Raw genomic sequence first — 13,440 nt, 5'->3', positions numbered from 1 at the left:
CTGACCCCTTTCTGGCTTTCCGGAGAACTGAAGTCGGTGCACTGTGGCGTCCATTCGGGCGCCAATCAATTTCGCACCATTACAGGCTCGGGCTGGCCGGCGCAGGGCGCGTGGCCCGTCTGTCCGGACCACGACAAGCGCCTTGCCCTCGAAAGATCGCTCGCCTGTCAGGGGCGAACCAACCGGGCGCGGCCCTTGTCAGGGCGTCGCTGCTGGGGCGCTAGAGGGCGAGAGCAGCGTGTCGAGCTCGATCCACAGCGCATCGCATTGCCCAGCCCTGAACGCAGCTGCCCTGAAGGTCGGGTGCTCGCCGTGGTACGTGTCCCACAGCGCGCGCTGGCCGTCGGCCACGCAGGCGCGCACGTTGGCCAGCCGGTCGGCGGCCTTCACCAGCAGCGCGAGTTCCTCGTCGCCTTTCACCTCGGCCAGCGCCGCATAGGTCCTGGCCTTGCGCTCCTTGCGGTTGGCGCCGGGCGCATCGGTCAGCAGCGCGACGCAGGAAGCGACTAGGTCGCCGAAGCGCGAGCGCACGTCCGCCACCGTCGCTGCCGTGTCCTCGACCACGTCGTGCAGGTAGCCGACGACGCGCGCCTTGTCGCCGTAGGGCTGGAGCAGGGCGGCGACGGCGTCGAGGTGGTGCACGTACGGATGGATGCCGTATTTCTGGTCGCCATGCATTTCGACGGCGTAAGCGCGGGCGGCGTCGGGTGTCTGCGAGGTTATGGTCATGCGGCGCGTCCTGTAGATTTTTCCATTCTGCCTTCGTGGCGGCGCACGGTCCTGGCGCTTGCGGCGGCATGATGCTCGCGGCCAGTCTTTCTTCCCGAACAGAAGTTTTTTCATGACCACGGTTTTCGTCAGCCATCCGCCAGCCAAGCTGGCCAACTACTTCGGCGACCGCGCCACCGCCGCCCTTCGGGCCATCGCGCAGGTTCGCCTCAATCCCAGCGACGCCGAACTTTCCTCGCGCGAGCTCGCCGATCTGGCGCAGGACTGCGACGCGATCATTTCCTACCGCCAGACGGTGGGCGACGAGGCGCTGTTCGCGGCGCTGCCACAGCTCAAGGCCTTCGTGCGCTGCGCCATCGACATCCGCAACATCGACGTGGCTTCCGCCAGCCGGCATGGCGTGCTGGTGACGCAGGCGAGCGCAGGGTTCATCACCTCGGTGTCGGAATGGATCGTAGGCGCGATGATCGATCTGGGCCGGGGCATCAGTGCCTCCGCCGCGAGCTACCACGCGGGCCGCCTGCCGCCGCCCGCGATGGGGCGCGAACTGCGCGGCAGCACGCTGGGCGTGATCGGCTACGGGCAGATCAGCCGGTACCTCTGCGATGTCGCGCTGGCGCTGAACATGCGCATCGTCGTGCACGACCCGTACACGGCTACCGATCGGGCGGAGTTCGAGCAGGTGAGCTTCGAGGCGCTGCTGGCGCAATCGGACTTCGTGGTCTGCCTCGCGCCCGCCACCGAGGCGACCGAGAACATGATGAATGCCCGGGCGTTCGCCGCGATGCAACCCCACGCCTTCTTCATCAATGCCTCGCGCGGAAACCTGGTGGATGAGCGTGCGTTGCTAGCGGCGCTGGACGCAGGCGTGGTCGCTGGATGCGCGCTCGACGTGGGCCGCGCACCCGACCAGATGCCTTCGCCGGATGTGGCGGCGCATCCGCGCGTGATCGCCACGCCCCACATCGGCGGGCTCACGCCGCCGGCGGTGGAGCACCAGGCGATGGAAACCGTGTCGCAACTCGCGGAGATCTTCCAGGGCAGAGCGCCGAAAGGCGCGGTCAATGCGGCCGAGGCCTATCGCTGGCGGAAGGCCTTCGGGGCAGGCGCCTCGAGAGCCGGGCCCATGGGAACTTCCCGCTGACAGGCGTCGCACGGGTTGACAGGGGGCCTGCGACGCCTGGATACTGAACTATCAGGTTCATCGTCAGAAGCGAAGGAGTCCCATGCAGAAGATCGTTCCCTGTCTCTGGTTCGACACCAACGGAGAAGAGGCGCTGAAGTTCTACAGCAGCATTTTTCCGAACTCGCGCGTGACCGACACGCTGCTGTGGGGCGACGCCAATCCCAGCCGCAAGGGCTCGCTGCTCACCGCGACGTTCGAGCTCGACGGGCAGGAATTCATGATTCTCAACGGCGGCCCGGAGTACAAGTTCAACCCGGCCATCTCGATGTTCGTGCCGTGCGAGACGCAGGCCGATGTCGACTACTACTGGGACAGGCTGCTCGAAGGCGGTGGCCAGCCGGTGCAGTGCGGCTGGCTCACCGACCGCTATGGCGTTTCGTGGCAGGTCGCGCCCAAGGCCATGATCCGCATGTTCCAGGACAAGGACGCTGCCAAGGCCAACCGCGCGATGCAGGCCATGATGAAGATGGTCAAGCTCGACCTCGCACAGGTGCAGCGGGCCTTCGACGGCAAGTAGCCGGCGCGCCGGCTACACCAGCCGGTGGATCGATTTCTTGCGCCACACCAGCTGGTAGTAGGCAGTCTGCAGCAGCAGCATCGCCCCGAAGGTCACCGGGTAGGCCACCCAGACCCCATCGAGCCCGATGCGGTGGCTCATGACCCAGGCCACCGGCACCTCCACGCCGAGAATGCAGAAGATCGAGATCAGCGTGGGCACCAGCACCGAGCCGCTGGCGCGCATGATCCCCGACAGCGCCGAAGCCATGCCGAAGACCACCAGGCTCCACAGCATGATATGCAGCAGCGTCTGCGCGATCTCGATGACCGGCGCGCTGGTGATGAAGAAGCCCATCAGCGGCCGTGAGAACAGGTAGCCCAGCAGCACCAGGCCGCCGGTCAGCACCAGGTTCATGAGCAGCGCCGTCTTCGCGATGGCGCCGAGCCGGTTGGCCCGGCCCGCGCCGATGGCCTGCGCGCCGAGGATCGACGCGGTGATCGCGATCGAGATCGCCGGGAACTGCACGTAGGCCACCACCTGGTTCACCGCGCCGTAGGCGGCCGTGGCGTTCGAGCCGAAGCCGTTGACCATCGACAGCAGCACCACCTCGGCCAGCGCCACCACGATCATCTGCACCCCCGTGGGTACCCCGATGCGCAGCACGGCCTTCAGCAGGTGCGGCTGGATGCGCAGGTTGCGCATGAATTCCGCGTCTGGCGCGAGCGGGCTCTTGCGCTGGCGCAGGCGAAAGCCCAGCCAGGTGGTTGCCACTGCGAACGACAGCACCGACGCCCACGCGCCGCTGGCCACGCCGAGCTGCGGCAGGCCGCCCCAGCCGCGGATGAGCGCGGGCGTGACCACCAGGCCGATCAGCGTGGAAATCAGCAGCGTGAGCAGCGGCGTGACGGTGTCGCCCACACCGCGCAGCATCGCGGTGGCCAGCAGGAAGATGAACACGCCGGGCATCGCGATCAGCATGATGCGGGCATAGCGCGTGGAGTCGGCCAGCACGTCGGGGGGCGTGCCCAGCGCGGCCAGCATCGGCGTGGTGAACGCGCCTCCGAACACGGCGATCACCAGCCCCATCAGCACGCCGACGGTGAGCGTGGTACCGGCCACGGCCTTGGCCTTGGCGACGTCTCGCGCACCCCATGCCTGGCCGATGAGCACCGAGGCGCCGGCCCCCAGGCCGATGATGAAGGCGATGAAGAAGAACATCACCGGAAAGAAGCTCGACACCGCCGCGAGCGCGCCCACGCCGAGCATCTGCCCCACGTACACGTTGTTGAGCGTGCCGGAGAGCGACTGGAGGATGTTGCTGAGCAACATCGGCGCGAGGAAGAAGAGAAAGACCTTCCACAGCGGGCGCGGCGCGTTGACGGGCGACACGGGCACGCCCTGCAGGCCGCTCTGGCCGGCACCGGGGCTGTTGCCGCTGCCGGTGCCGGTCGTCTCGGTTGTCGTTCTCATCGATGGTTCCAGCCGGCGGCCGCGAGTTTCTGCAGATGGGCGCGCACGTCGGCGGGCCAGGGGTCGATCAGGGTGGCGAAGCGTTGCTCCTCGCCGGCGAAGAGCGCGCGGGTGGCTTCCTCGAAGCCGGGCAGGTTGCCCGCGATCGCGGTCATGAAGCGGTAGGCGGCTTCCTGCGCTGCGCGCACGGTGTCGCGCTCGGCGTTCACGCGGCGCGCGTCTTCGACCAGCTTGCGCAGCGCGACCGAGGCGCCGCCGGGCTGGCGGCCGAGCCAGTCCCAGTGGCGCGGCAGCAGCGTGACTTCGCGAGCGACCACGCCGAGCTTGGGGCGGCCCACGCCGCGCGGGGCATCGTCGCGATGCGGCTCGGCCTCGGGGTAGCGCAGCTCGGGCGGAAGCTCGCGCATGTCGAGGTCGAGCTGGGCGCCGGTCTGGTCATCGAACACGAGATACGGGCCGGGGTCGTCGCGGCGGCTCAGCTGTTCGAGCACTTCGGTCTTGCTGCCGTGTGCCACGCGCTGGAAGCCGAAGAACACGGTCAAAGTGGTTGTCGGGGTGTCGGAAGACATTCGGATGTTTGTTTGTTCCTGGGGGGTACCAAGCGAAACGAGGTGCGTAATCTACTCGCTGCCGCGCTTCGATGCGCGCCATCTCGTCGCCATGTGTCGCGCATGCGCTCAGGGTGTGTTGTAGCCGTTCGCGCCGAAGCATTGAAGCTCTTCCTGCCATAGCGAAAGAAGCTTCTCGAGCTCGGCCTTGCGATCGAAACCGGGGTCCTTGCGCTCCTTGATGCGGTCGACCACCTCGAAGCTGAAATGTTCGGCGCCATGCGCGATCCAGTCCTGGCCGAGCGCCTTGCTGCGATGGGAGCGCATGTTCAGTTCGAAGCGCGCGCGGTTCATCGCGCCATCCACATCGAGGCTGCCGGCCACGTAGACGCGGCCGCTGAGCTTGTTGCGGATCGCGTAGACGCCGGCCGGGCGCGGGTTTTCCTTGTATTGCCGGATCAGGGCGCGGCGGTTTTCCGTGGACAGGTTCATGCCCCAAATATTACCCGGATTAAATTAGAACGGCAATACATCCGGGTAAAAATGGAGTTCAGCTTTCCCTGAACCGCCGCCAGCCGCGAGCCATGCGCCTGTTCAGTGCCCGCACAAGGCGCCAAGGACGGCTCTGCCGGACGAGGTCGAGCACGCGGTCCTTCCAGGCTTTCCACCGCGGATACCAGCGGGCGAACCACGGAATGCGCATCAGCGGCCCTTCGACCAGCTGGAAGATCCGCGCCACGATGGCGGTGCCCACCAGCTTGGCCAGCACCAGCACCGTGAGGGCGGTCGCCGCATGGCCACGGCTGAAGAGAAAGAGCGCCAGCACCTTCACCGGCAGAAGCAACAGCACCGGCACGAAGAAGGCCAGGAGCGCACCCCACGGCGGCAGCCGGCGCAGCCGTTCCTCGAGCGCGGCCCAGAGGGGGAGGCGGGACAGCCGCGCAGCAAGGGCCGCGAGCGGCTCCCAGCCCCACTCCTCGAAGAGCAGCAGCGCAACGATGAGCGCGGTGCCGATGGCGCGGAGCAGGGCACGCAGTACGCGCAGCACGCGCGCAAGGAATGTCATTGCGCGAGGGTAAGGCACGCAAGGGGCCGCGGGCCGCTTCGCGATCAGCCGGCGATCAGCGAGGCGGTCCGGAAGGGCCAGATGTCAGCCGAAATGCTTCTTCGGCGCCCGGGAAACGGGGGAAGAAAGGGCCCTGCTGGGTAGAGCGAGGCTATGGCAAAAGACATGTCGAGCAGCGCTTCAAGAGAGCAGCGGGCTGGTATTACATGCGCCGCCCAAAGGGAGAATTACTACTTTTGCTTGACTCGAGTAGTCAATCGCAACAAGATGCAACCAAAGTAATCAAAAAAGCTGAAGATAAAAATCTGAGTAGAAATGAATTAACTTTTGGAAACGAACAAGATGGACTAGTTGTCACAAAGGGGCTGAAATGGAAAGCGATCTCGACGTTTCGTTGACAGATTCAAGCAACTCCGCTAGGAAATACACCAACCCTGGCCAGTTCGGCGGACTACTTTCACCGTCCGCGGATACCCTCCCTTGGCCCGACTTCCTGACCGGGCAACAGACCAAGCCGGTGCGCGTCCTGCTGGTGGACGACGACCCCTTCGTGCGCCGCGTCATCGCGCAGGAATTGCTGGGCGATCTGCGCATCCAGCTCGAAGGGCAGGCAGGCACGCTGCGCGAAGGACGGCGGCTGCTGATGCAGCACGAGTTCGACGTGCTGATGGTCGACATCCGCCTCGGAGACGGCAGCGGATTCGAGCTGATCGAAGAGGCCAAGCGCCATCGCAGCGCGGCCGAGATCATCGTCATTTCCGCCCTCGAGGACGAGCCTCAGGTGCTGCATGCCTTCGAGCTCGGCGCCTCCGGCTACCTGGTCAAGAACGCGTGGTTCCAGAGCTATGCGCAGGCCGTGCTGCAGGTGGTCAATGGCGGTGCCGCCATCACCCCGCGGCTGGCCCGCCGGCTGCTCGTGCACCTCGATCACAAGCGCTCCAACGTGAACCCGGTGCGCCCGCCGGACAGCAAGGCGACGTTATCCGCCAGGGAGCGCGAAGTGTTGCGACTTGTAGCGACGGGCTACGTAACCGAAGAGATCGCTTTGCAGCTAACCATCAGTGCCCAGACGGTTAACGCGCACGTCAAGAACATCTACCGCAAGCTGCATGCGCACACCCGCGCGCAGGCCGTGAGCTTCGCCTCCCATCGGGGACTTCTCTAGGCCATGCCATGCTCGCGCCGCAGGTCCTTCAGCTTCCGCATCTTCTGGAAGACCAGTTCGTGTGGTTGTCGATCGGCTCGTGGTGCGTACTGCTCGTCTGGCTGCGCCAGCACGTCTCGCGACGCCGGCTGCTGGCATGGGCCGCGCTCGCGGGCGCGCTGCACCTGACGCCGGTCGCAGCGCAGGCCATCAGGGCAGGCTCCGCTGTCACCGTCATGGCCAGCGACATGCCGTTCGCCTTCTGGGCCCTGCAGGCGGCCAACGTGCTGGTGCTGGGAATGATCCTGGGCATCTGGTACGTCTCGCAGCGTCGGGCCGCGCGCTTTCGCCAGGCGCAGGCGGTGATGGCCGAGCGCCGCCGCATCGCCAACGACCTGCACGACGGCGTCGGTTCCCGGCTCGTGGCGCTGCTGGCCAGCCAGGACCCGAAATCGGGCGGCCCCGGCAGCCTCTCGATGGCGCTGCAGGCCTGCCTGCTCGAACTGCAGATGACGGTGGACGACCTCGACGACCAGGGCGACAGCACCGTCGTCGAGCGGCTGGGCCACCTGCGTTACCGCCTGCGCCCCGCGTTCGAGCGCATGGGCGTCGCCTTCGTATGGAACATCTCGGCCGAGACTGAAAGCTTCCCGATGCCTGCGGAGACCGCGTCGCAGGTCTGCCGCGTGGCGCAGGAGGCTTTGTCGAATGCCTTGCGCCATTCCCGCGCGACCCGCGTCGAGCTGCGCGTCGCGCCGCAGGAGCAGGGCCGGGCGATGGTGCTCGAGGTGAGCGACAACGGCAGGGGGCTGAGCCCGGCCGGGAGCGCGCCGGCCGGGGACGCGGGCCCCTCCGGCAGTCTTGGCAAGGGGCTGCGCAGCATGCATTCGCGCGCCGAGGCGATCGGTGCCGAACTCGACATCGGCCCCATTGCGCCGCACGGCCTGTGCGTGCGCCTGGTGGTGCCGTGCGAGGCCGTCGCCCGGGCGGAATCTGAAAGCAAGCTGTAACACGCCCGCCGGCTTGCCCGGGGCGGATGCCGTCCCCGCCTATGGCAAACTCCCGCGCTTTGCCAGGGACGCGCTCAAGACATGCAGAAAATCATTCGCCAGCTCGCCGTCGAGATCAAGGTCGGCGAGAACCAGGTGAAGGCCGCCGTCGAACTGCTCGACGGAGGCGCCACGGTTCCATTCATCGCCCGCTACCGCAAGGAAGCCACCGATGGCCTCGACGACACCCAGCTGCGCGAGATTGAAGCCCGCCTTTCCTACCTGCGCGAACTCGAGGACCGCCGCGTGGCCGTGCTCAAGGCCATCGACGAGCAGGGCAAGCTGACGCCCGAGCTGCGCGCCGCCATCGAGCTGGCGCCCACCAAGCAGGAGCTCGAAGACCTCTACCTGCCGTTCAAGCAGAAGCGCCGCACCAAGGGCCAGATCGCCCGCGAATTCGGCATCGAGCCGCTGGCCGACAAGCTGCTGGCCGACCCCACGCTCGACCCCGCCGTGGAAGCCAAGGCCTTCCTGCAACCCGCCACCACGCTGGACGACGGCAAGCCGGGCCCCGATTTCTCCACCGTGCCGTTCGTGCTCGACGGCGTGCGCGACATCCTTTCCGAGCGCTGGGCCGAAGACGCCGCGCTGGTGCAGAGCCTGCGCGAATGGCTCTGGAACGAGGGCCTGCTGCGCTCCAGCCTCATGGCCGGCAAGGACGAGAACAACGCCGACGTCGCCAAGTTCCGCGACTACTTCGAATACGACGAGCCCATAGGCCGCGTGCCTTCGCACCGCGCGCTGGCCGTGTTCCGCGGCCGCGCGCTCGAGATCCTCGACGCCAAGCTGGTGCTGCCGGTGGAGCCCGAGCCGGGCAAGCCCAGCATCGCCGAAGGCCGCATCGCGCTGCACCTGGGCTGGAGCCATTCGGGCCGCCCGGCCGACGACCTGATCCGCAAGTGCGTGGCCTGGACCTGGCGCGTGAAGCTCGCGCTTTCCACCGAGCGCGACCTGTTCACCCGCCTGCGCGAAGACGCCGAGAAGGTCGCCATCAAAGTGTTCGCCGACAACCTGCGCGACCTGCTGCTGGCTGCGCCCGCCGGCCCTCGCGTGGTGATGGGCCTGGACCCCGGCATCCGCACCGGTGTGAAGGTGGCCGTGGTCGATTCCACCGGCAAGCTGGTCGAGACCGCCACCGTGTTCCCGCATGAGCCGCGCAAGGACTGGGAAGGCTCGCTGCACACGTTGGGCAAGCTGTGCGCCAAGCACGGCGTCAACCTGATCGCCATCGGCAACGGCACCGCCAGCCGCGAGACCGACAAGCTCGCCGCCGACCTCATCAAGCTGCTGGCCAAGATGGCCGCGCAGGCCGGTGCCCCTGAGCTCAAGGTCGACAAGGTGGTGGTGAGCGAGGCCGGCGCCTCGGTGTACTCCGCCAGCGAGTTCGCCTCGCAGGAGATGCCCGACGTGGACGTGAGCCTTCGCGGCGCCGCCTCCATCGCGCGCCGCCTGCAGGATCCGCTGGCCGAACTCGTGAAGATCGACCCCAAGAGCATCGGCGTGGGCCAGTACCAGCACGACGTGAACCAGAGCGAGCTCGCCCGCACCCTGCAGGCCGTGGTCGAAGACTGCGTGAACTCGGTGGGCGTCGACCTGAACACCGCCAGCGTGCCGCTGCTCAGCCGCGTGTCGGGCTTGTCTGCCAGCGTGGCGAAGGCGGTGGTGCGCTGGCGCGAAGCCAACGGCGCCTTCTCCACCCGCAAGCAGCTGCTGGACGTGACCGGCTTCGGCCCCAAGGCCTTCGAGCAGAGCGCGGGCTTCCTGCGCATCCGCGGTGGCGCCGACCCGCTGGACATCACCGGCGTGCACCCTGAAACCTATCCGCTGGTCGAGCAGATCATCGTCAAGACCGGCAAGCCCATCGCCGAGCTGATGGGCCGCGCCGACATGCTCAAGACGCTGAAGCCCGAACTCTTCGCCAACGAGAAGTTCGGCGTCATCACCGTCAAGGACATCCTGGGCGAACTCGAGAAACCCGGCCGCGACCCACGCCCCGACTTCAAGGTGGCGCGCTTCAACGACGGCGTGGAAGACATCGCCGACCTGAAGGAGGGCATGGTGCTCGAAGGCACCGTGAGCAACGTGGCCCAGTTCGGCGCCTTCGTCGACCTCGGCGTGCACCAGGACGGACTGGTCCACGTGAGCCAGCTGAGCCACAAGTTCGTGAACGACGCGCGCGAGGTTGTGAAGACCGGCGACATCGTCAAGGTCAAGGTGATGGAAGTGGACGTGGCGCGCAAGCGCATCGGCCTGTCGATGAAGCTGGATGCGGCGCCCGCGCGCCGCGACGGCCCGCGTGACAACCGCTTCGAAGGGGCAGGACGCGGCCAGCAGCAGCACGGCCGCCGCGACAGCTCGCCGCAACCGGCGGGGCAGATGGCCAATGCCTTCGCCAAGCTGCAGGGGCTGCGCAAGTAAGCAGGCGTCGACGATGCACGCTTCTTGCTGACGCGACCGGCATGACGATGAAAGCCCTGCGCATCTACGCCGGCCCCGCGGCCCGCAAGCACATCGCGCAGCACGGCCTGCGTCCGCAGGACGTGCGCACCATCCCCGGCGCGGCGGGCGGGCCGAAGGGGCTGATCCTCGGGCCGCTGGACCGCTTCATCTTCGGCCGCTGGCTGCCGCAGTCCAGCCAGCAGGTGCACCTGGTGGGTGCGTCGATCGGCGCGTGGCGGCTGTCGACGGCCTGCCTGTCGGGTTCCGACGCGGCATTCGAGCGCTTCGAGCACGACTACGTGCACCAGCAGTTCGAGGTGCCGCCGGGGCAGAAGAAGCTCAGCCCGCGCCAGCTCAGCGAACGCTTCGCAGAGAGCCTCGAATCGTTCTACGGCGGTCGCATCGCCGAGGTGCTGAGCCATCCGCGCTACCGGCTGCACGTGGTGACATCGCGCGGCCGTCACATCCTCGGGCGCGAGGGCAAGGCGCGCACGCCGGTGGGTTACCTGGGCGCCTTCGCCACCAACAGCCTGCACCGCAAGAGCCTGGGCGCGTGGCTGGAGCGCTGCGTGTTCTCCACGCCCGGCGCGGCATTGCCTTTCGCCACGCGCGACTTCCGTACGCGCCAGCACGCGCTGAGCGAGGCCAACTTCAACATGGTGCTGCAGGCCTCGTGCTCCATTCCGTTCCTGCTGGCGGCGGTGCACGACATTCCCGGCGCGCCGCGCGGCGCCTACTGGGACGGCGGCATCACCGACTACCACCTGCACCTGGACTACCAGCCGGCCGACGAGGGCATCGTGCTGTATCCGCATTTCCAGCAGGCGGTGGTGCCGGGCTGGCTCGACAAGGGCCTGCGCTGGCGCCACAAGGCCAGCGGTTTTCTCGACCGGATGGTGGTGCTCGCGCCCGACCCGGAATGGGTGCGCACGCTGCCCAACGGCAAGCTGCCCGACCGCAAGGACTTCATCCACTTCGCGAACGACGCGCAGGCGCGCATCGCGGCATGGGGCCGCGCCACGCGCGAGGCGCGGCGGCTGTCGGACGAGTTCGAGGGCTGGCTTCAGCGCGACGGCGTGCCCGAGCTGCTGCCGCTCTGACCCGGCAGCGCCAGGGGCAGGGCGCAGTCGAGCACGTTCACTTCCACCGCATCGCCTACATTGAGCCGGGCGCCCGCAGGCCATCGCCCGGTGCCCAGCGAGCGGCTGTGTACGCCGCCGTTGCGGTAGCGCACGACGGCGTAGGGCACCGCGGCACCGCCGTCCGAGCCGCAATCGCGATCGACCGTGGCGGCAAGCTCGCCCGCGCGCCCGACACTGACGACCTCGGCAGCGCGCCAGCCGGCCGAGCGGTCGAACGAGTGCGCATCGAAGGCCGAGCAGCCGCCCAGCATCAGCGCGCAGAGGAGGGCCGAGCGCATCACGGCACCGGCCCTGTCGCAGCGATCGCCGCCGTGGCCTGGATCTCGACGCGGTACTCGGAGTCGATCAGCTTCGCGCCCACCGTGGCGCGCGCGGGGGTATGGCCGGCGGGCACCCATTCGTCCCACACCGAGTTCATCGCGGCGTAGTCGCCCACGGTGCGCAGGTAGATCGTCACGCTTACCAGGTCCTGCTTGGTCGCCCCCTGCGTGGCGAGCAGGCGGTCGATGTGGCGCAGGATCTCGCGCATCTGCCCGGTGATGTCCAGCGACGGGTTCTCGGCCACCTGGCCCGAGAGGTACAGCAGGCGCGCGGCGCCCAGGTCGACGGTCACCATCTCGCTGAAGCGGGGGCCCATGTCGTGGCGAATGATGTTCATGGCGATGCGGGAGAGATGGAAGAAGACGAGACGATGGCAGCTTGGGGTGCATTCCACCAGCCACCGCCCAGCGCCTGGAAGAGGGCGGCCGCGTCGGTCAGCCGCAGCGCGCGGGCCTGAACCAGATTCAGCAGCGCCTGCTGCTGCGCCTGTTGCGCGATGCGCAGCGAGAGCGCGCTGGCGTCGCCCAGCCGCACCTGCGCCTGGGTGCGCGCCAGGCTCTGCGAGGCCGTGCGCTCGGCCTTCACCGCCGCCTGCAGCGCGCGAGTGTCGGCGTCGATGGCTTCGAGCGTGTTCGCCACGTCCTGGAAGGCGGCGAGCACCGTCGCGCGGTACTGCGCGGCCGCTTGGTCGAACGATGCGCGCGCGGCGGCCTCGCGATGCTTCAGCGCGCCGCCGTCGAAGATGGGCTGCGTCACGCTCCCGGCCACGGTCCAGAAGAGCGAGGAAGCCTTGAACAGGTCCGACAGCTTGTAGGCCGACGAGCCGTACGAGTTCACGCCCAGCGTCACGCTCGGCAGCCGTGCCGCGACCGCCACGCCGATGGCGGCGCTCGCCGACTTCAGCTGCGCCTCGGCCGCGCGAACGTCGGGGCGGTGCTCGACGAGGCTGGAGGGCAAGGTCAGCGGCAATTCCGTCGGCAGATGCAGGGCATCGAGATCGAAGCGCGCCTCCACGCCCTGGCTCGGGAAGCGGCCGGCCAGCGTGGCCAGCAGGTTGCGCTGCTGCGCCAGTTGCCGGTCGAGCGGCGGCAGCGTCGCTTCGGTGGCGGCCAGTGCGGCTTCCTGAGCGTCGACGTCGGCCGGCGCCACCTGACCCAGCGTCAGTTGCTTGCGGTAGGCCTGCAGCACCTCCTTCTGGCCCGCAATGATGGTCAGCGTGGCGCTTTGCTGTGCGCGCAGCGAGGCTTCGGTGATCGCGGCGGTCACCACGTTGCTGCTGAGCGTGAGCTTCGCGGCCAGGCTCTCGAAGCGCTGCTCCTCGGTTTCCGCCTTCGCGCCTTCCACCTGCCTGCGGGTGCCGCCGAACACGTCGGGCGTGTACGACACCGTCACCTGCGCCGTGTGCAGCGTGTAGAGGCTCGCGTTGGACGACACCGGGCTCGCCACCGCGCTGGCCACGCGCTGCCGCGTGGGCGAGTAGCCCAGCGCCACGCTGGGCCAGAAGGCGGCACGGTCGGCGGCTTCGTTCTCCTGCGCCGCGCGCAGGGCGGCATCGGCCGCCTCGATGGTCGGGTTGCCGGCGAGGCTCTGCGTGACCAGTGCGTTCAGCGGCTCGCTGCGGAAGGCCTGCCACCACTGGGCCGGCACGTCGAGCTCGGGCGACAGGCGCGCCAGCGGCACGCCTTCGGCTTCCTTGCTCGCGGGTGGTGCGGAGGTATATCGCTCGGGCAGGTTCAGCTGCGGGCGGGCGTAGTCGGGGCCGGCCGCGCAGCCGGCCAGCAGCATCGCCGCAATGCCGGCCGCCACGGGCGTCGCCAGGTTTGTCTTCTTTGTCTTCACTGGTTGTT

The 13,440-nt window shown here is 68.1% G+C and carries 14 protein-coding genes; 6 read left to right on the top strand and 8 right to left on the bottom strand.

Features of this window, described 5'->3' with window-relative positions:
• Positions 1-198: 198 nt before the first annotated feature.
• On the bottom strand, positions 199-729 hold the full coding sequence (locus tag ABL838_RS15780; protein WP_418121117.1) for an HD domain-containing protein: 531 nt from the start codon (positions 727-729) through the stop codon (positions 199-201).
• Positions 730-841: 112 nt separating this feature from the next.
• On the opposite strand from ABL838_RS15780, the gene ABL838_RS15775 reads away from it, so the two are divergent.
• Together ABL838_RS15775 and ABL838_RS15770 are read left to right on the top strand one after the other, a co-directional pair.
• Entirely contained in the window at positions 842-1,873 is a 1,032-nt protein-coding gene (locus ABL838_RS15775) for a hydroxyacid dehydrogenase (protein ID WP_418121116.1), read from the top strand.
• Positions 1,874-1,955: 82 nt separating this feature from the next.
• On the top strand, positions 1,956-2,432 hold the full coding sequence (locus ABL838_RS15770; protein WP_126020037.1) for a VOC family protein: 477 nt from the start codon (positions 1,956-1,958) through the stop codon (positions 2,430-2,432).
• A 12-nt stretch (positions 2,433-2,444) separates the two neighbouring features.
• Here the strand turns inward: ABL838_RS15770 and ABL838_RS15765 are convergent, their stop codons facing one another.
• The 4 genes from ABL838_RS15765 to ABL838_RS15750 form a co-directional block, all read right to left on the bottom strand.
• Entirely contained in the window at positions 2,445-3,884 is a 1,440-nt protein-coding gene (locus ABL838_RS15765) for an MATE family efflux transporter (RefSeq protein ID WP_418121115.1), read from the bottom strand.
• Entirely contained in the window at positions 3,881-4,453 is a 573-nt protein-coding gene (locus ABL838_RS15760) for a DUF2239 family protein (protein WP_184637798.1), read from the bottom strand. Before ABL838_RS15760 ends, ABL838_RS15765 begins: the two co-directional genes overlap by 4 nt.
• Before the next feature lie 108 nt (positions 4,454-4,561).
• Positions 4,562-4,924 carry a GIY-YIG nuclease family protein gene (locus ABL838_RS15755; protein WP_418116453.1) on the bottom strand — a complete coding sequence of 121 codons (363 nt, stop codon included), beginning with the start codon at positions 4,922-4,924 and terminating at the stop codon, positions 4,562-4,564.
• A 58-nt stretch (positions 4,925-4,982) separates the two neighbouring features.
• Positions 4,983-5,498 carry a hypothetical protein gene (locus tag ABL838_RS15750; protein ID WP_369662275.1) on the bottom strand — a complete coding sequence of 172 codons (516 nt, stop codon included), beginning with the start codon at positions 5,496-5,498 and terminating at the stop codon, positions 4,983-4,985.
• Between the two features lie 370 nt (positions 5,499-5,868).
• On the opposite strand from ABL838_RS15750, the gene ABL838_RS15745 reads away from it, so the two are divergent.
• From ABL838_RS15745 to ABL838_RS15730, 4 genes are all read left to right on the top strand, one after another.
• Positions 5,869-6,663, top strand: coding sequence for a LuxR C-terminal-related transcriptional regulator (locus ABL838_RS15745; RefSeq protein ID WP_126020026.1), 795 nt, complete (start codon positions 5,869-5,871; stop codon positions 6,661-6,663).
• Positions 6,664-6,671: 8 nt separating this feature from the next.
• Entirely contained in the window at positions 6,672-7,652 is a 981-nt protein-coding gene (locus tag ABL838_RS15740) for a sensor histidine kinase (protein ID WP_418121114.1), read from the top strand.
• An 81-nt stretch (positions 7,653-7,733) separates the two neighbouring features.
• Positions 7,734-10,109 (top strand): Tex family protein, encoded by a 2,376-nt coding sequence (locus tag ABL838_RS15735; protein WP_418116450.1) that lies wholly within the window; start codon positions 7,734-7,736, stop codon positions 10,107-10,109.
• A gap of 47 nt (positions 10,110-10,156) precedes the next feature.
• A complete protein-coding gene (locus tag ABL838_RS15730) occupies positions 10,157-11,230 on the top strand; it encodes a phospholipase (RefSeq protein ID WP_418125869.1) in 1,074 nt (357 codons plus the stop codon).
• Here the strand turns inward: ABL838_RS15730 and ABL838_RS15725 are convergent.
• Genes ABL838_RS15725 through ABL838_RS15715 form a run of 3 tightly spaced genes read right to left on the bottom strand, consistent with a single transcriptional unit; the run spans position 11,194 to position 13,432 of the window.
• Positions 11,194-11,550: a hypothetical protein gene (locus ABL838_RS15725; protein WP_418116448.1), complete on the bottom strand. Its 357-nt coding sequence runs from the start codon at positions 11,548-11,550 to the stop codon at positions 11,194-11,196. The genes ABL838_RS15730 and ABL838_RS15725 overlap by 37 nt on opposite strands.
• A complete protein-coding gene (locus tag ABL838_RS15720; protein WP_369662282.1) occupies positions 11,550-11,930 on the bottom strand; it encodes a RidA family protein in 381 nt (126 codons plus the stop codon). The genes ABL838_RS15725 and ABL838_RS15720 overlap by 1 nt, the downstream gene beginning before the upstream one ends.
• Positions 11,927-13,432 (bottom strand): efflux transporter outer membrane subunit, encoded by a 1,506-nt coding sequence (locus tag ABL838_RS15715; protein ID WP_418121113.1) that lies wholly within the window; start codon positions 13,430-13,432, stop codon positions 11,927-11,929. The genes ABL838_RS15720 and ABL838_RS15715 overlap by 4 nt, the downstream gene beginning before the upstream one ends.
• Positions 13,433-13,440 lie beyond the last annotated feature (8 nt).

Source organism: Variovorax sp. 160MFSha2.1, assembly GCF_048305075.1.
Classification (GTDB): Bacteria; Pseudomonadota; Gammaproteobacteria; order Burkholderiales; family Burkholderiaceae_C; genus Variovorax; species Variovorax guangxiensis.
Note: the sequence above shows the minus strand (reverse complement) of the source record. Positions and strands in the feature narration are given on the sequence as shown.